Genomic DNA, 15691 nt, shown 5'->3' with positions numbered 1-15691 from the left:
AGGAATATGTAGGGTTCGCGCCTCAGATCAACCTAAGGTCTCGTAATGATCGGACGGCCGCCGTCACCGCGTCGTCGGCGCTCCGGAGGTTCAGCCCGAGGTCCGTGCGAACCCTTGCATTTGTGTAATCTTTCTCAGCCCCAAGCTCAGGGAGGATCGTCCGCAACCGCTTGTCGAACACGGCAAGCGCGCGAACCGCGGCATCCGGCAGTTCGAACTTCGGCACCTTGCCGCGCAGATCCGGCAGCTCGCGCGCCAGGACCCGGCCAAGCTCATAAAGGCGAAACTGGCCCTCGCCGATCAGATAGCGTTTCCCCGCCGCCTCCGGCCGGAGCGCCGTTTCCGCATGCGCCGCCGCAACGTCGCGAACGTCGGTGACGGGAAAGCGAATGCGCGGCGCCGCCGGATAAAGCCCGCGCGCCATCAGACGGAACAGTTCATGCGACGTCGACAGATCATCGTCGAGCGCCGGACCTTGCACGAATGCAGGATTGATGACCGCCAGCTCCGGCGCGCCCGCGGTTTCCTTGACGAACTGCCACGCCGCCTTTTCCGCGATCGTCTTCGACTTGATGTAGGGCGTCAGCCCGGCGCGCGTTTCGTCGGTGAAGTCATCTTCGGAATAGATGTGCTCCGGCGGCAGTCCGCTTCCGTAGAAAATCGCAACCGACGAAGACGTCAGCACCACGCGCTTCACCTGCGCGCGCGTCGCCGCTTTGAGAACGCGGAGCGTGCCCTCGCGTGCCGGGCGGATGACATCATCCGCATTGTCAGGCTGCGCGATCGGAAACGGCGACGCCGTATGCACGACGATGCCCGCGCCTGCGATGGCATCGTCCCAACCCGCATCGCTCTCGAGATCGGCGACTGCGAAGGAAAGTTGCGAGGGATCACAGCCGAGCCGCGTCACCGCCCGGCGCACCGTATCCGCCTTGTCCAGCGTGCGAACCGTACCGCGCACCAGATAACCGCGCTTCAGGAATTCGCCGATGACATACTTGGCAACGAGGCCTGACGCGCCCGTCACGACGACCAGAGGTTCCGTTGGCATTGAGTCCCCACGGATGGCGGCCGCAGAGCCAGCGGCCTCTGCAGGCATAATCCGCCAGAAGATGACAGCAAGGCAATTGCATTGAGCGGCGCGCGAAAACAAAAACCCCGGCGTTGCGCGCCGGGGTTTTCAGAATTCTCAAGGTCGCCGCTTGGCGATCAGTTGGACTCGGCCTGCTCAGCAAGCTGAGCTGCGTGCCGGGCTTTGTCTTCGGCGCCCTTCACGCTCTCGTCGCGATCGACGAGTTCGATGACGGCGCGAGGCGACGCGTCGCCATAACGGAAGCCGGCTTTGAGCACGCGCGTGTAGCCGCCGTTGCGATCCTTGTAGCGGGCCGCGAGCACGTCGAAGAGCTTCTTGACCTGATCTTCGTCGCGAAGGCGCGCTGCCGCGAGACGGCGCGAGTTCAAGTCGCCGCGCTTGGCGAGCGTGATGTACTTGTCGACAACGCGCTTCAGGTCCTTCGCCTTCGGCAGCGTCGTGATGATCTGTTCGTGCTTGATGAGGGCAGCAGCAAGGTTCGAGAACATTGCCTGGCGGTGCCCGACGTGACGGCCGAAACGGCGGCCGAGTTTCTTGTGTCGCATCGTAGTGTTCCTTTGTTGTGAGATTGTTTTTGGGAGGTTCTACGGCCTCGCCTTTTGATAGGGACTAGGGATGAGGGAATAGGGATTATTCCCTAGTCCCTAAAACCTAATCCCTAAATCAGTATTGGTCTTCGAAGCGCTTCGCCAGCTCGTCGATGTTGTCCGGCGGCCAGTTCGGCACTTCCATACCAAGATGCAGGCCCATCGTGGCCAGCACTTCCTTGATCTCGTTGAGCGACTTGCGCCCGAAGTTCGGCGTGCGCAGCATCTCGGCTTCCGTCTTCTGGATCAGGTCGCCGATGTAGACGATGTTGTCGTTCTTCAGGCAGTTCGCGGAACGCACCGAAAGCTCGAGCTCGTCGACCTTCTTGAGAAGCGCGGCGTTGAACGCCAGCTCCGGATGACGCTGCTCTTCCTGCGCCTTCTTCGGCTCTTCGAAGTTGATGAAGACTGCGAGCTGATCCTGCAGAATGCGAGCGGCAAGCGCGACGGCATCCTCGGGACGAACCGAGCCATCCGTCTCGACGACCATCGTCAGCTTATCGTAATCGAGGATCTGGCCTTCGCGCGTATTCTCGACCTTGTACGAAACCTTCTTCACCGGCGAGTAGAGGCTGTCGACCGGGATCAAGCCGATCGGCGCGTCTTCCGGACGGTTGCGGTCGGACGCGACGTAGCCCTTGCCCATGTCGGCCGTGAATTCCATACGGATCGATGCGCCCTGGTCGAGGTGGCAGATCACGTGGTCCGGATTCAGGACTTCGACTTCGGACGATGCTTCGATGTCGCCCGCGGTGACGGGGCCGGCGCCTTCCTTCTTGAGCACCATGCGCTTCACGCCTTCCGAGTGGATGCGCAGCGCGATTTCCTTGATGTTCAGGATGATGTTCGTGACGTCTTCGCGGACACCCGGGACGGACGAGAACTCATGCAGCACGCCGTCGATCTGCACCGTCTTGATGGCGGCGCCTTGCAGCGACGACAGCAGCACGCGGCGCAGCGCGTTGCCGAGCGTCATGCCGAAGCCGCGCTCGAGCGGCTCTGCGACGACCGTCGCGATGCGCGAGCGATCGCGGCCCGTCTGGATCTCAAGCTTCGAGGGCTTGATCAGGTCTTGCCAGTTCTTCTGCAGAACGTTCACGAGATACCTCGTCAATTATGCGCGGACGGGGGAGCGGGCCGCGGAATCTCTTAAGCGGTAACATGCGTCAGCGCGCCGGAAAGCGGCGCGCGATCGATGATCTCTTAGACGCGGCGGCGCTTGCGCGGGCGGCAGCCGTTGTGCGGGATCGGCGTCACGTCGCGGATCGAGGTGATCTGGAAGCCGACGGACTGCAGCGCACGCAGCGCCGACTCACGGCCCGAGCCCGGACCGCAGACTTCGACTTCGAGCACCTTCATGCCGTGCTCCTGCGCCTTGCGGCCGGCGTCTTCGGCCGCGATCTGCGCCGCATACGGCGTCGACTTGCGCGATCCCTTGAAGCCCTTGGTGCCCGACGACGACCAGGCAATCGTGTTGCCCTGAGCGTCCGTGATCGTGATCATCGTATTGTTGAAGGAAGCATTCACGTGAGCGACGCCCGACGTGATGTTCTTCTTCTCGCGCTTTTTGACTTTGCCGCGCGCTGCACTTGCTTCTTTGGCCATTGCGTCCGTTACTCCTAGCCTCTCCGATGCCGAGGCGAAAATTCAGTTTGTGCGCCTCGACGGAGGTGCGAATGCGATATCGCGCCGAACTACTTCGTCGCCTTCTTCTTACCGGCGATCGGAACGGCCTTGCCCTTGCGGGTGCGAGCGTTCGTGTGCGTGCGCTGGCCGCGGACCGGGAGGCCCTTGCGGTGGCGCAGACCGCGGTAGCAACCGAGGTCCATCAGACGCTTGATGTTCGTCTGCACTTCGCGGCGAAGATCACCTTCGACGGTGTAATCGCGGTCGATCGTCTCGCGGATCTGCAGCACTTCGGCGTCCGTCAACTGGTTGACGCGGCGCTCAGCCGGGATGCTGCATTTCGCGCAAATCTCTTTCGAGAATTTGGGGCCGATGCCATGGATGTAACGCAGCGCGATTTCGACACGCTTGCCGGTAGGAATGTTGACGCCTGCGATGCGGGCCACTTCGGTCTCCTGACTTTATCTCGTCGTTTTGTTTCGTCTTGTTCAAACGTGTTTGGTCGAATTTCGATTTCTGAAGCTACCGGAACGCGTTGCAGCGTTCTTGCCAATCCTCAAAAGCCAATAGGCGCAACGATCGCGAAACCGGAGCTACCGCCCAGGTCCGGATCAAGTTGAGCCCTAAAAGAAAAGTGGGCTGTTTTAGCTCGGTCGCTCCCTTCCGTCAATGCTCGCTTTTTACCTTAAGCCACCTGGTATTTGTTCAGAATTTCATCGATTTGCTGGCTGACTTCGGCGATCGGAGCCATCCCGTCGATCGATTTCAGCAGACCGTGGGCGAAATAGTAACCAATGATCGGCGCCGTCTCGCGGTAGTAGGCCATCAGGCGCGTTTTGAGCGCTTCGGCGTTATCGTCCGCGCGTACCGTGCCGCCAGCCGCCAGAGTCTCGCGGGCGCGATTTTCGATGCGGTCGACCAGCTTGCCGTCGTCGACCTTGAGCTCGATCACGCAGTCGATTTTGCGGCCCTTGGACTTCAGAAGCTTATCGAGCGCGTCGGCCTGAGCCAGCGTGCGCGGGAAGCCGTCGAGAATGAAGCCCTTGCTGCAATCAGCTTCGGAAATCCGGTCCGCGATGATGCCGATGACGATCTCATCGCTGACAAGACCGCCTGATGCCATGACCTGCTTGGCCTTGAGGCCGACCGGCGTCTCCGCCTTGACGGCCGCCCGTAGCATGTCACCGGTCGAAAGCTGAGGAATACCGAGCTTCTCGGAAATCTGCTGAGACTGTGTTCCCTTACCCGCACCAGGCGGGCCGAGCAGCATCAGGATCATCGGCGTGTCCCACGAAGCTTGGCCTTCTTGATCAGGCCTTCATACTGTTGGGCGATGAGATGGCCCTGGACCTGAGACACCGTATCCATCGTCACGCTGACCGCGATCAGCAGCGATGTGCCGCCGAAGTAGAGAGGAATGCCAGCGTACGACGTCAGAATTTCAGGCAGGACGCAGACTGCAGCCAGATAAAGAGCGCCGACGACGGTAATGCGGGTCATCACGTAGTCGATGTATTCCGCGGTCTTCTCGCCGGGACGAATGCCAGGCAGAAAGCCGCCGTATTTGCGAAGGTTGTCGGCCGTCTCTTTCGGATTGATGACGACAGCCGTGTAGAAGAACGTGAAGAAGATGATCATCGCCGCATAGATAAACAGATGCAACGGCTGGCCGCTGCCGAGCATCGCGACGGCGGTATTCAGCCACTCCGGCCCCTGGCCCGCCGTGAACTGCGCGACGGTGATCGGCAGCAGCAGCAGCGACGAGGCGAAGATCGGCGGAATGACGCCCGACGGGTTGAGCTTCAAAGGCAGATGCGAGGCTTCCCCCTGGAACATCTTGTTGCCGACCTGGCGTTTCGGATACTGCACCAGCAGCCGTCTCTGAGCCTGTTCGCAGAACACGATCGCCGCGACGACAGCAAGCGCGAGAACGATAAAGAACAGCAGGATGGCCGGGGAAATCGAGCCCGTGCGCGACAGCTCGAAAAGCTGCACGACTGCGCCCGGAAGTCCGGCGACGATACCGGCAAAAATGATCAAGGACGTGCCGTTGCCGACGCCGCGCTGCGTCACCTGTTCACCGAGCCACATCAGGAACACGGTGCCGCCGACCAGCGTGATGACCGTCGTCGCGCGGAAGAACAAGCCCGGATCCAGCACGACCGCGCCAGCAGAGTTCTGCGAACCCTCGAGACCGACCGCGATTCCGTACGCCTGCAGCGCTGCCAGAACGACCGTCAGATAGCGCGTATACTGGTTGATCTGCTTGCGGCCCGCCTCGCCTTCCTTTTTCAAGGCTTCGAGCTTCGGCGAGATCGACGTCATCAACTGCATGATGATCGACGCCGAGATGTACGGCATGATGTTCAGCGCGAAAATCGCAAGACGTTCCAGGGCGCCGCCCGAGAACATGTTGAACATGCCTAGGATGCCGCCGGCCTGCGACTTGAACGTCTCGGCGAACGCCGCCGGATTGATGCCGGGCATCGGAATGAAAGTGCCGAGGCGATAGACGATGAGGGCGCCCAGGGTGAACCACAGGCGCCGCTTCAGATCCTCCGCCTTCGCGAAAGCGCTAAAATTCAGGTTCGAAGCGAGCTGCTCGGCAGCGGAAACCATTGCTGTCTTCTCCTAAGCGCCGTCGCGGTGCTTTTGGAAGCAACACGTCAGCCTAGACCTGATGCCCGCGATCATGCGCGAGCCTCGGTCCGGATACGAGCACACGGGAGAACGACGCGCTATCGTCTCCCGCGCGATCGTTATTCCTCGGTTTTCGCGGCCGGCTTCTTGCCCGAAGCTACTTTCTTCGCCGCAGATTTTTTGCGCTTCTCTTCGTCGGCCGCAATCACCTTGCGTTCGATCAGGCTGATGCTGCCACCGGCCTTTTCGACGGCGGCTTTCGCCTTCTGCGTCGCGTGATTGACGGTGATCGAGATCTTCGCCTTGATTTCGCCGTCGCCGAGCAAGCGCACGCCATCCTTGGGACGACGAACGATACCAGCTGCGACCAATGTGGCGAGATCGAGCGGCTTCGAGCCGTCGAGACGCTTATCGTCGATCGCCTGCTGCAGCGTGCCGACGTTGATCTCGTTGAAATCCTCGGGGCGCCACTTGTTGAAGCCGCGCTTCGGCAGACGGCGATGGAGCGGCATCTGACCGCCTTCGAAGCCGCCGATGGCAACGCCGGTACGGGCCGTCTGGCCCTTGCCGCCGCGGCCACCCATCTTGCCGAGACCCGAGCCGATACCGCGACCGATGCGGACGCGCGTCTTCTTCGAACCCGGATTATCTTTGATGCCGTTGAGCCGCATAGTCGTTATTTCCCTTCTACGACCTGCACGAGATGCTGAACTTTCTTCAGCATGCCACGCACGGCCGGCGTATCTTCGAGCGTCGATTTGCGGCCAATCTTGTTGAGTCCGAGACCAATCAGCGTCTCGGTCTGCCGCTCGGGGCGACGGTTCGTGCTGCGAACCTGCTCCAATGTGATCGTTTTCTTAGCCGCCATATCGTTACCTCAAGTCCATTTGTGAAGCGGCACTCCGGCCACTCCGCCATACTTTTTAGGCGTCAGCGCCGGCATCGGCGGCAGCCGAGCCATCACGGCGACGCGACACGATGTCGGAAACCTTCTTGTTGCGGCGGGCCGCAACGGCGCGGGGATTTTCCTGCGCCTTGAGAGCGTCGAACGTAGCGCGGACGACGTTATACGGGTTCGTCGAGCCCATCGACTTGGCGACGACGTCATGCACGCCGACCATCTCGAACACGGCGCGCATGGCGCCGCCCGCGATGATGCCGGTACCGGCAGGCGCGGCGCGGAGAACGACCTTGCCCGATCCGTGACGTCCGACGCTATCGTGATGCAGCGTACGCGCATCGCGAAGCGGCACGCGGAGCAGGTTGCGCTTCGCACCTTCCGTCGCCTTGCGGATGGCTTCCGGCACTTCGCGCGCCTTGCCATGCCCGTAACCGACGCGACCCTTCAGATCGCCGACGACGACGAGCGCGGCGAAGCCGAACCGCTTGCCGCCCTTGACGACCTTGGCGACGCGATTGATGTGCACCAGCTTATCGGTGAACTCGCTGTCGCGCTCCTCGCGGTCTCTGCCACGGTCTCTCTGGGGTCCACGTGCCACGATTTCGTTCCTCTCGGGTCTTTAAAACTTCAATCCGCCTTCGCGGGCGGCATCGGCGAGCGCTTTCACGCGCCCATGAAAGAGAAAGCCGCCGCGATCGAAAATGACCTCGGTGACGCCGGCCTTGACGGCACGTTCGGCGACAAGCTTGCCGACGGCCGCAGCCGCAGCCTTGTCCGCGCCGGTCTTGCCCGAACTCTTGACGTCCTTCTCGAGCGTCGAAGCCGCGGCGAGTGTCACGCCCTTCACGTCGTCGATCACCTGAGCGTAGATGTTCTCCGACGAGCGGTGAATCGAGAGCCGGGGACGGCCGTTCGCGCTCTTCTTCAAAGACCGGCGAACGCGCGCTTTGCGGTTCTTGAATTTGTCGTTGATGTTGGCCATCGTTGCCGTTCCTACTTCTTCTTGCCTTCCTTGCGGAAGATGTATTCGCCTTTATAGCGCACGCCCTTGCCCTGGTAGGGTTCGGGCTTGCGAGACGCGCGGATCACCGACGCCATCTCGCCGACCGCCTGCTTGTCGATACCGGACACCGACAGAAGCTCCTGCTTGGCGCCGCCGACCTTGACTTCGACGCCGGCCGGAACCTTCAGCACGACGTCGTGGCTGTAGCCGACCGAAAGGGTAAGGGTGTCCTTGCCCTTCATCGCCGCCTTGAAGCCGACGCCGTGGATCTCGAGATCCTGCTGGTAGCCTTCCGTGACGCCCTTGATGAGGTTCGCGATCTGCGTCCGCGACATACCCCATTTCGAACGTGCGAGCTTGGAATCCTCGAGGAGCGAGATATCGATCCCCTCGTCCGTACGCTGCACCTTCAAGGCGTCAGGAACCGTAAAGGCGAGTTCGCCCTTCGGGCCTTTCATTTTCACGGTCTGGCCGCTGATCGTCGCCGTCACATTGGACGGGACGGGGACGGGCTTTTTACCGATGCGCGACATGACTTCTCAAAACCTTGTTTCGTTCGGCCGGCGTGCCGGCCATAGCCTTAGAAGATGCTGCAGATGACTTCGCCGCCGACGTTCGCTTCGCGCGCCTTCGAGTCCGACATCACGCCCTTCGGCGTCGACAGAATTGCAACGCCCAAACCGTTCGCCACCGTCGGGATATCCTTGACGGGCGAGTAAACGCGGCGTCCCGGCTTCGAGATACGCTCGATCTCGCGGATCGCAGGCTGGCCATTGTAATACTTCAGCTCGATCTCGAACTGCGGGATTTCACCCTTCAGTTCGACGCGGCTGTAGCCACGGATGTAGCCTTCATCGGCGAGCACGTCGAGGACGCGCGCGCGGAGGTTTGAAGCAGGTGTTGCGACTTTCGGCCGGCGGCGCATCTGCGCGTTCCGGATACGTGTCAGCATATCGCCCAATGGATCATTCACGGACATCGTGCGTTCCTTTTACCAGCTCGACTTGACCATGCCCGGGATACGCCCCTGGCTCGCCAGCTCACGGAGCTGGTTGCGGCACATCTTGAGCTTGCGGTAGTTGCCGCGCGGGCGGCCGGTGATTTCACAGCGGTTGCGGACGCGGACCTTCGAGCCGTTACGCGGCATCTCGGCGAGCTTCAGCCGTGCGGCGAAGCGCTCTTCCGGCGTCTTCGTCTTATCCTTGGCAAGGTCTTTGAGACGCTTGCGCTTCGGAGCCTGTGCCAGCGCCATCTTGCGCCGGCGGTTGTTCTTTTCGATCGAACTGGTCTTTGCCATTTCTTCTCCTCCAAAGGCCTTTCGGCTTCTGTCGCCGAGGTCCTCTAGCTACGGAACGGGAAGTTGAAGCCCTTGAGCAATTCACGGGCTTCATCATCAGTGCGGGCCGACGTGCAAACGATCACGTCGAGACCCAGAACGTTGTCGACCTTGTCGTAGTCGATCTCGGGGAACACGAGATGCTCCTTGAGGCCGGTCGCGTAGTTGCCGCGGCCGTCGAAGCTCTTCGGGTTCAGACCGCGGAAGTCCTTCACGCGCGGCAGCGCGATCGTGACGAAGCGGTCGAGGAATTCATACATGCGGTCGCCGCGCAGCGTGACCTTGGCGCCGATCGCCATGCCTTCACGCAGCTTGTAGGTCGCGATCGCCTTGCGGGCGCGGGTCACGACGGGCTTCTGACCGGAGATCAAACCGAGGTCGGTCGCCGCGTTGTCGACTTTCTTGCGATCGTTGACAGCTTCGCCGACGCCCATGTTGAGCACGATCTTCTCGATGCGCGGAATCTGCATGACGTTCGCGTAGCCGAACTTTTCCTTCAGCGCGTCGCGGACGACTTTCTCGTAATGCGCTTTGAGACGCGGCTTGTAGTCCTTCGGACGCGGCGCTGCGGGAGCGCGCGGCTCGGAGGCAGCAGCCTTCGCGGCTTTCGCCTTCTTCGCGGCGCCGCCCTGGGCAGCCGCGCCTTGCGGCTTTGCAGCTTTCGCTGGTTTGTCTTTCTCAGCCATGGCCTAGTTCTTCTCCGGGATCTGCTCGCCCGAGCGTTTTGCGATGCGGACCTTCTTGCCGTCGGTCAGGACCTTGAAGCCGACGCGGGTCGGCTTGCCGTCCTTCGGATCCTCGACTGCGATATTCGACAGGTCGATCGGACCCTCTTTCGAAATGATGCCGCCTTCCTGGCTCGCGGACTGGCGCTGGTGGCGACGCACCATGTTGACGCCACGAACGAGCGCGCGATGCTCACCGGGGCGGACCTCGATGACTTCACCGCTCTTGCCTTTGTCGCGGCCGGCGAGGACGACGACCTTGTCGCCCTTTTTGATTTTAGCAGCCGACATCAGAGAACCTCCGGCGCAAGCGAAACGATCTTCATGTGGTTCTTGGCGCGAAGTTCGCGCGTGACGGGTCCGAAAATACGCGTTCCGACCGGCTCGCCGTTGGCGTTGATCAGCACGGCGGCGTTGCGGTCGAAGCGGATCAGCGAACCATCGGCGCGGCGGATGCCCTTCGCGACGCGGACGATGACGGCCTTCATCACCTGGCCCTTCTTGACGCGGCCTTTCGGGATCGCCTCCTTCACGGAGACGACGATGGTATCGCCGACGGTCGCGTATTTGCGTTTCGAGCCGCCCAGCACTTTGATGCACTGAACGCGGCGCGCGCCCGAGTTGTCGGCGACGTCGAGATTGCTCTCCATCTGGATCATCGCGTCGTTCCTTCTTTTTCGGCTTCGTCAGAAGCCCTATTCTTGTTTGCCTTTGGGCTCGCGGGGTCTTGGGAAATATCCCAACGCTCCTACGGCTTCAAAGGCGCTCTCAAATCGAACCGCGTGAGAGCGAGGCTAACGCCTCACTGTGAAATCGCGATCCAACGTTTGTTCTTGGAGATCGGCCGGGTCTCTTCGATCGAAACCTGGTCGCCAACCTTGAACGAATTCTTCTCGTCATGCGCGTGATACTTCTTCGTACGACGCACCGTCTTCTTCAGCAGGGGATGTGTATAGCGGCGCTCGACCTGAACGACGATGGTTTTGTCGTTCTTGTCAGATACCACCACACCCTGCAACACGCGCTTCGGCATAATCTATATCTCCCTCACGCGCCTTTTCTGACGCTGCCAGCGCGCTTGGCGCTCGCCTCGGTTTTGATACGCGCGATATCGCGGCGGATGATCCGGATGCGCGCGGTGTTCTCAAGCTGACCCGAAGCCCGCTGGAAGCGCAGGTTGAACTGCTCCTTCTTGAGCTTCACCAGCTGGTCGTCGAGCTGATCGAGCGACATGCCTTTGAAATCGTCGGCCATGGCTGTTCCTCAACTCCTATTCGAGACGCGTAACGACGCGCGTTTTGATCGGCAACTTCGCGGCGCCAAGGATCAGTGCTTCCTTGGCAACCTGCTGATTGAGACCGCCGAGTTCGAAAATGATGCGGCCCGGCTTCACGCGCGCCACCCAAAGCTCGGGCGAACCCTTGCCCGAACCCATGCGAACTTCGGCCGGCTTTTTCGACACCGGCACGTCCGGGAAGATGCGCAGCCACATGCGGCCGGCGCGCTTCGTGTGGCGTGCGATGGCGCGGCGTGCGGCTTCGATCTGGCGCGCGGTCAGGCGCTCCGGCTCCATCGCCTTCAAGCCGACTTCGCCATAGGCGAGCGTCGTGCCCGACTTGGCGGCGCCGTGAATGCGACCCTTGAACTGTTTGCGGAACTTCGTCCGTTTCGGTTGCAGCATATCTTAAGTGCCTCTCGGGTCCTTACGCTTCCGGCGTCGATGATCCGGCGTCTGACGCTGCGGGAGCGCTGCCGCCTGATCCGGGGCCACGTCCACCGCCACGTCCGCCACGGCCGGGACGGCGATTGCCGCGATCCTGACGGTCGCCATCGTCGCGACGCGGGCGCGGCGCGCCGCTTTCCTGCATTTCAGCAAGCTTCTTGTCGGCAGCCATCGGATCGTGCTCGATGATCTCGCCCTTGAAGACCCAAACCTTGATGCCGATGATGCCGTAAGCCGTACGCGCAACGCCGTAACCGAAGTCGATGTCGGCGCGCAAGGTGTGCAGCGGCACGCGGCCTTCGCGATACCATTCCGTGCGCGCGATTTCAGCGCCACCGAGACGGCCGGCGACGTTGATACGAATGCCGATGGCGCCGAGACGCAGAGCCGACTGGACGGCGCGCTTCATCGCACGGCGGAACGCAACGCGGCGCTCGAGCTGCTGGGCGATGCCTTCGGCGATCAGCGTCGCATCGATCTCGGGCTTGCGGATCTCGAGAATGTTCAGGTGAACTTCCGAGCTCGTCAGCTTCGCGAGGTCGGCGCGCAGGCGCTCGATCTTCTCGCCCTTCTTGCCGATCAGGATGCCGGGGCGCGCGGTCTGCACCGTGACGCGGCACTTCTTGTGCGGGCGCTCGATGACGACCTTCGAAATGCCAGCCTCGCGCTGCTCCTTCATGATGTGATTGCGGATCGCGCGATCTTCATGCAGCAGCTTGCCGTATTCACCACGGGCCGCGAACCAGCGGCTGTCCCAGGTGCGGTTGATGCCAACGCGAAGGCCGACGGGATTGACTTTTTGACCCATATTACTTGGCCTCCTTGGACTTCGCCTGAGCCTTGCCGGCAGCCGGCTTCTTAGCGGCCTTCTTCTCGGTCTTTTCCTCTTCGACCTGACGGACGACGACGGTCAGCTGCGAGAAGGGCTTCAGGATCGCCGCGCCGCGGCCACGGCCACGGGCATGGAAACGCTTCAAGACCATGTTCTTGCCGACATAAGCCTCGGCGACGACCAGATCATTGACATCGAGCGAGTGGTTGTTCTCGGCGTTGGCGACAGCGCTCATCACGCACTTGCGGACATCGCCCGCAATGCGCTTCTCGCTGAACTCGAGTTCGGCGAGCGCCTGTTCGACCTTCTTGCCCCGGATCAATCCCGCGACGAGGTTGAGCTTTTGCGGCGAGATGCGCAGCGACTTCGCAACCGCCTGGGCCTCGGTATCCGCGAGGCGCCGCTGATGGCTAGGCTTGCCCATTATCTCTTCACCGCTTTCTTATCGCCGCCGTGCCCGTGGAAAATGCGGGTCGGTGCGAATTCCCCGAACTTGTGGCCGATCATGTCTTCGGTCACGGCGACCGGGATATGCTTCTGCCCGTTGTGCACGCCGAAGGTCAGGCCGACGAACTGAGGCAAGATAGTGGAGCGGCGGCTCCAGATCTTGATCACCTCGTTGCGCCCCGACGAGCGCGACTTATCCGCCTTCTTCAGGAGGTAGCCGTCGACGAACGGGCCTTTCCAGACTGAACGTGTCAAAGTCGAATCTCCTTCAATTCGCCGCTACTTCTTCGCCTTCTGGCGCGAGCGTACGATGTATTTGGTCGTGGTCTTGTTCTTGCGCGTCTTGAAGCCCTTGGTCGGCTTGCCCCAGGGCGTCGCCCAGTGCTTGCCGCCCTTGGTACGACCACCGTTCGGGTGATCGACCGGGTTCATCGCAATCGAGCGAACCGTCGGACGACGGCCGAGCAAACGCGTGCGGCCGGCCTTGCCAACCACGGTGTTCATATGATCGGGGTTCGACACCGCGCCGACCGTCGCCATGCATTCGGCGCTGACCTTGCGCGTCTCGCCCGAGTTGAGGCGAATAACGGCGAAACCTGAGTCACGGCCGACGAGCTGCACGAACGAACCGGCGGAACGCGCGATCTGACCACCCTTGCCGGGCTTCATCTCGACGTTGTGGACGATCGTGCCGATCGGCATCGCGGCGAGCGGCATCGCATTGCCCGGCTTCACGTCGACCTTGGTGCCCGCGACGACCGTGTCGCCAACACCGAGACGCTGCGGAGCGAGGATGTAGGCCTGCGTTCCGTCCTCGTACTTGAGGAGAGCGATGAATGCGGTCCGGTTCGGATCGTACTCAAGGCGCTCGACGGTCGCCGGCGCATCGTACTTGCGGCGACGGAAGTCGATCCGGCGATAGGCGCGCTTGGCGCCGCCGCCGATGTGGCGCGACGTGATGCGGCCATCGCTGTTGCGACCGCCCGTCTTGGTCAGGCCCTCGACGAGAACCTTGACCGGCTTGCCCTTCCACAGCGTCGACTTGTCGACCTGAATCAGGTGGCGGCGTCCGGGCGACGTCGGGTTGTATGTCTTAAGCGCCATGATGCGTTTCCCTTAGAGCCCTGTCGTCACGTCGATCGAATGACCGCTCTCGAGCGTCACGACGGCCCTCTTCGTATCGCTCAACACGGCTTTGACGCCGCGGAACGCCTTCAGCTTGCCCTTGCGAACGATCGTGTTCACCGACTTGACCTTGACCTTGAAGAGGGTCTCGATCGCGTTCTTGATCTCGGTCTTCGTTGCGTCAGGCTTGACCTTGAAGATCACCTGGTTGGCTTCGGACGCAAGCGTTGCCTTTTCCGTGATGACCGGCGCAACGATGACGTCGTAAGCGGAGCGTTTCGTCGTCATTTGAACCGCGCCTCCAGCGCTGCAACGGCCGCGCGGGTCAGCACCAGCTTTCTACGACGCAGAATGTCGTAGACGTTGATACCCTGAACCGGGAGCACGTCGATATTCGGAATGTTGCGCGCCGCGCGTGCGAACGTCGGCTCGAGCTCGGCGCCGTCGATGATCAGCGCGTTGTCGAGCGACAGCTTTGCGAACTGTGCCTTCAGCGCGCCGGTCTTGCCTTCCGACGTTGCCTTGTCGATGACGACGATCTCGCCGGCCTTTGCCTTCGAAGAGAGAGCGTGGCGAAGAGCCAGCGCGCGAACCTTCTTCGGCAGCTCGATCGCGTGCGAACGAGGCTTCGGACCGAACGCCTTGCCGCCGCCGCGGAACTGCGGAGCCGACTTGTCGCCGTGACGTGCGCCGCCCGTGCCCTTCTGTTTCGTCATCTTCTTGCCGGTGACGGCAACTTCCGAGCGATCCTGGGCGTGATGCGTGCCAGCCATGCGCTTCAGAGTCTGATAGCGCACCATGCGGTGAATGAGATCGTTGCGGACCTCGAGACCGAAGATCTCGTCGGCGAGATCGATGTCACCAGCCTTGCTGGCGTCGAGGTTCGTGACTTCAGCTTTCATCACGCGCCTTCCTTCTTCGCTTCGCCGCGGGGCGTGAATGCGCCCGGCTTCGGCAGATCCGCCGGAGCGGCTTTCTTCACCGCGTCGCGAACGATAACCCAACCGCCCTTCGAGCCCGGAACCGCGCCGCGCACCATGACGAGACCGCGAGCCTTGTCGATCTTGGCGACGACGAGGTTCTGCGTCGTGACGCGCTCGTCGCCGAGATGACCGGCCATCTTCTTGCCCTTGAACACTTTGCCCGGGTCCTGGCGCTGACCGGTCGAACCGTGCGCGCGGTGCGTGACCGAGACGCCGTGCGTTGCGCGCAAGCCGCCGAAGTTCCAGCGCTTCATTGCGCCCTGGAAGCCCTTGCCCTGCGTGGTGCCCGTCACGTCCACGAATTGACCCGGAACGAAGTGGTCAGCCGTGATTTCGGCGCCAACATCGATCAGGTTCTCAGGACTGACACGAAACTCTGCAATCTTGCGCTTCGGCTCGACTTCAGCCTTCGCGAACGTGCCGCGATCAGCTTTCGTCAGCCGCGAAGGCTTGCGCGTTCCACCACCAACCTGGATGGCGGTGTAGCCGTTCTTTTCAACCGTGCGATGCGAGAGAACCTGAAGGTTCTCGAGCCTCAGCACGGTCACAGGGACATGCTCGCCTGCATCGGTAAAGATGCGGGTCATGCCGACCTTCTGTGCAATTACCCCGGAACGCATGTGCATTCCTTCCTATCGTTGGGGCCATTCGCGTTACCGCCAGAGGGCCC

27 protein-coding genes are annotated in these 15691 nt (G+C 61.8%); all 27 read right to left on the bottom strand.

The window, feature by feature from the left end:
- Positions 1-22: 22 nt before the first annotated feature.
- A complete protein-coding gene (locus HDEN_RS05150; RefSeq protein ID WP_013215072.1) occupies positions 23-1051 on the bottom strand; it encodes an SDR family oxidoreductase in 1029 nt (342 codons plus the stop codon).
- A 158-nt stretch (positions 1052-1209) separates the two neighbouring features.
- Positions 1210-1638, bottom strand: coding sequence for a 50S ribosomal protein L17 (gene rplQ / locus HDEN_RS05145; protein WP_013215071.1), 429 nt, complete (start codon positions 1636-1638; stop codon positions 1210-1212).
- A 118-nt stretch (positions 1639-1756) separates the two neighbouring features.
- Entirely contained in the window at positions 1757-2779 is a 1023-nt protein-coding gene (locus tag HDEN_RS05140; RefSeq protein WP_013215070.1) for a DNA-directed RNA polymerase subunit alpha, read from the bottom strand.
- Positions 2780-2883: 104 nt separating this feature from the next.
- A complete protein-coding gene (gene rpsK, locus HDEN_RS05135; RefSeq protein WP_013215069.1) occupies positions 2884-3285 on the bottom strand; it encodes a 30S ribosomal protein S11 in 402 nt (133 codons plus the stop codon).
- An 89-nt stretch (positions 3286-3374) separates the two neighbouring features.
- Positions 3375-3752 carry a 30S ribosomal protein S13 gene (gene rpsM, locus HDEN_RS05130; protein ID WP_013215068.1) on the bottom strand — a complete coding sequence of 126 codons (378 nt, stop codon included), beginning with the start codon at positions 3750-3752 and terminating at the stop codon, positions 3375-3377.
- Between the two features lie 239 nt (positions 3753-3991).
- A complete protein-coding gene (locus HDEN_RS05125; protein ID WP_013215067.1) occupies positions 3992-4585 on the bottom strand; it encodes an adenylate kinase in 594 nt (197 codons plus the stop codon).
- Entirely contained in the window at positions 4582-5925 is a 1344-nt protein-coding gene (gene secY, locus HDEN_RS05120; protein ID WP_013215066.1) for a preprotein translocase subunit SecY, read from the bottom strand. Before secY ends, HDEN_RS05125 begins: the two co-directional genes overlap by 4 nt.
- Before the next feature lie 140 nt (positions 5926-6065).
- Positions 6066-6617, bottom strand: a complete 552-nt coding sequence (gene rplO, locus HDEN_RS05115; protein WP_013215065.1) for a 50S ribosomal protein L15 — start codon at positions 6615-6617, stop codon at positions 6066-6068.
- A 5-nt stretch (positions 6618-6622) separates the two neighbouring features.
- Positions 6623-6814 carry a 50S ribosomal protein L30 gene (gene rpmD / locus HDEN_RS05110; protein ID WP_013215064.1) on the bottom strand — a complete coding sequence of 64 codons (192 nt, stop codon included), beginning with the start codon at positions 6812-6814 and terminating at the stop codon, positions 6623-6625.
- Positions 6815-6869: 55 nt separating this feature from the next.
- On the bottom strand, positions 6870-7445 hold the full coding sequence (gene rpsE, locus HDEN_RS05105) for a 30S ribosomal protein S5 (RefSeq protein WP_013215063.1): 576 nt from the start codon (positions 7443-7445) through the stop codon (positions 6870-6872).
- A 21-nt stretch (positions 7446-7466) separates the two neighbouring features.
- A complete protein-coding gene (gene rplR / locus HDEN_RS05100; RefSeq protein WP_013215062.1) occupies positions 7467-7829 on the bottom strand; it encodes a 50S ribosomal protein L18 in 363 nt (120 codons plus the stop codon).
- An 11-nt stretch (positions 7830-7840) separates the two neighbouring features.
- Positions 7841-8383, bottom strand: a complete 543-nt coding sequence (gene rplF, locus HDEN_RS05095; RefSeq protein WP_013215061.1) for a 50S ribosomal protein L6 — start codon at positions 8381-8383, stop codon at positions 7841-7843.
- A gap of 47 nt (positions 8384-8430) precedes the next feature.
- Positions 8431-8829 carry a 30S ribosomal protein S8 gene (rpsH, locus tag HDEN_RS05090; RefSeq protein WP_013215060.1) on the bottom strand — a complete coding sequence of 133 codons (399 nt, stop codon included), beginning with the start codon at positions 8827-8829 and terminating at the stop codon, positions 8431-8433.
- A gap of 12 nt (positions 8830-8841) precedes the next feature.
- A complete protein-coding gene (rpsN, locus tag HDEN_RS05085) occupies positions 8842-9147 on the bottom strand; it encodes a 30S ribosomal protein S14 (protein WP_013215059.1) in 306 nt (101 codons plus the stop codon).
- A gap of 44 nt (positions 9148-9191) precedes the next feature.
- A complete protein-coding gene (gene rplE / locus HDEN_RS05080) occupies positions 9192-9872 on the bottom strand; it encodes a 50S ribosomal protein L5 (protein WP_013215058.1) in 681 nt (226 codons plus the stop codon).
- A gap of 3 nt (positions 9873-9875) precedes the next feature.
- Positions 9876-10202 carry a 50S ribosomal protein L24 gene (gene rplX / locus HDEN_RS05075; protein ID WP_013215057.1) on the bottom strand — a complete coding sequence of 109 codons (327 nt, stop codon included), beginning with the start codon at positions 10200-10202 and terminating at the stop codon, positions 9876-9878.
- Positions 10202-10570, bottom strand: a complete 369-nt coding sequence (gene rplN / locus HDEN_RS05070; protein ID WP_013215056.1) for a 50S ribosomal protein L14 — start codon at positions 10568-10570, stop codon at positions 10202-10204. Before rplN ends, rplX begins: the two co-directional genes overlap by 1 nt.
- 143 nt (positions 10571-10713) lie before the next feature.
- Positions 10714-10944: a 30S ribosomal protein S17 gene (gene rpsQ / locus HDEN_RS05065; RefSeq protein WP_013215055.1), complete on the bottom strand. Its 231-nt coding sequence runs from the start codon at positions 10942-10944 to the stop codon at positions 10714-10716.
- Between the two features lie 14 nt (positions 10945-10958).
- Positions 10959-11165: a 50S ribosomal protein L29 gene (gene rpmC / locus HDEN_RS05060; protein ID WP_013215054.1), complete on the bottom strand. Its 207-nt coding sequence runs from the start codon at positions 11163-11165 to the stop codon at positions 10959-10961.
- 16 nt (positions 11166-11181) lie between these two features.
- Entirely contained in the window at positions 11182-11592 is a 411-nt protein-coding gene (rplP, locus tag HDEN_RS05055; protein WP_013215053.1) for a 50S ribosomal protein L16, read from the bottom strand.
- A gap of 22 nt (positions 11593-11614) precedes the next feature.
- Positions 11615-12442 carry a 30S ribosomal protein S3 gene (gene rpsC, locus HDEN_RS05050; RefSeq protein WP_013215052.1) on the bottom strand — a complete coding sequence of 276 codons (828 nt, stop codon included), beginning with the start codon at positions 12440-12442 and terminating at the stop codon, positions 11615-11617.
- A 1-nt stretch (position 12443) separates the two neighbouring features.
- Positions 12444-12890 carry a 50S ribosomal protein L22 gene (rplV, locus tag HDEN_RS05045; protein WP_013215051.1) on the bottom strand — a complete coding sequence of 149 codons (447 nt, stop codon included), beginning with the start codon at positions 12888-12890 and terminating at the stop codon, positions 12444-12446.
- Positions 12890-13168 (bottom strand): 30S ribosomal protein S19, encoded by a 279-nt coding sequence (gene rpsS, locus HDEN_RS05040; protein WP_013215050.1) that lies wholly within the window; start codon positions 13166-13168, stop codon positions 12890-12892. Before rpsS ends, rplV begins: the two co-directional genes overlap by 1 nt.
- 24 nt (positions 13169-13192) lie before the next feature.
- Positions 13193-14017, bottom strand: coding sequence for a 50S ribosomal protein L2 (rplB, locus tag HDEN_RS05035; RefSeq protein WP_013215049.1), 825 nt, complete (start codon positions 14015-14017; stop codon positions 13193-13195).
- A gap of 12 nt (positions 14018-14029) precedes the next feature.
- A complete protein-coding gene (locus HDEN_RS05030; RefSeq protein ID WP_013215048.1) occupies positions 14030-14326 on the bottom strand; it encodes a 50S ribosomal protein L23 in 297 nt (98 codons plus the stop codon).
- On the bottom strand, positions 14323-14940 hold the full coding sequence (gene rplD, locus HDEN_RS05025) for a 50S ribosomal protein L4 (protein WP_013215047.1): 618 nt from the start codon (positions 14938-14940) through the stop codon (positions 14323-14325). The genes HDEN_RS05030 and rplD overlap by 4 nt, the downstream gene beginning before the upstream one ends.
- Positions 14940-15641, bottom strand: a complete 702-nt coding sequence (gene rplC / locus HDEN_RS05020) for a 50S ribosomal protein L3 (protein WP_013215046.1) — start codon at positions 15639-15641, stop codon at positions 14940-14942. Before rplC ends, rplD begins: the two co-directional genes overlap by 1 nt.
- Positions 15642-15691 lie beyond the last annotated feature (50 nt).

The organism is Hyphomicrobium denitrificans ATCC 51888 (assembly GCF_000143145.1).
In the GTDB taxonomy this organism is placed as follows: Bacteria; Pseudomonadota; Alphaproteobacteria; order Rhizobiales; family Hyphomicrobiaceae; genus Hyphomicrobium_B; species Hyphomicrobium_B denitrificans.
This window is presented reverse-complemented; position numbering and strand designations above follow the sequence as displayed.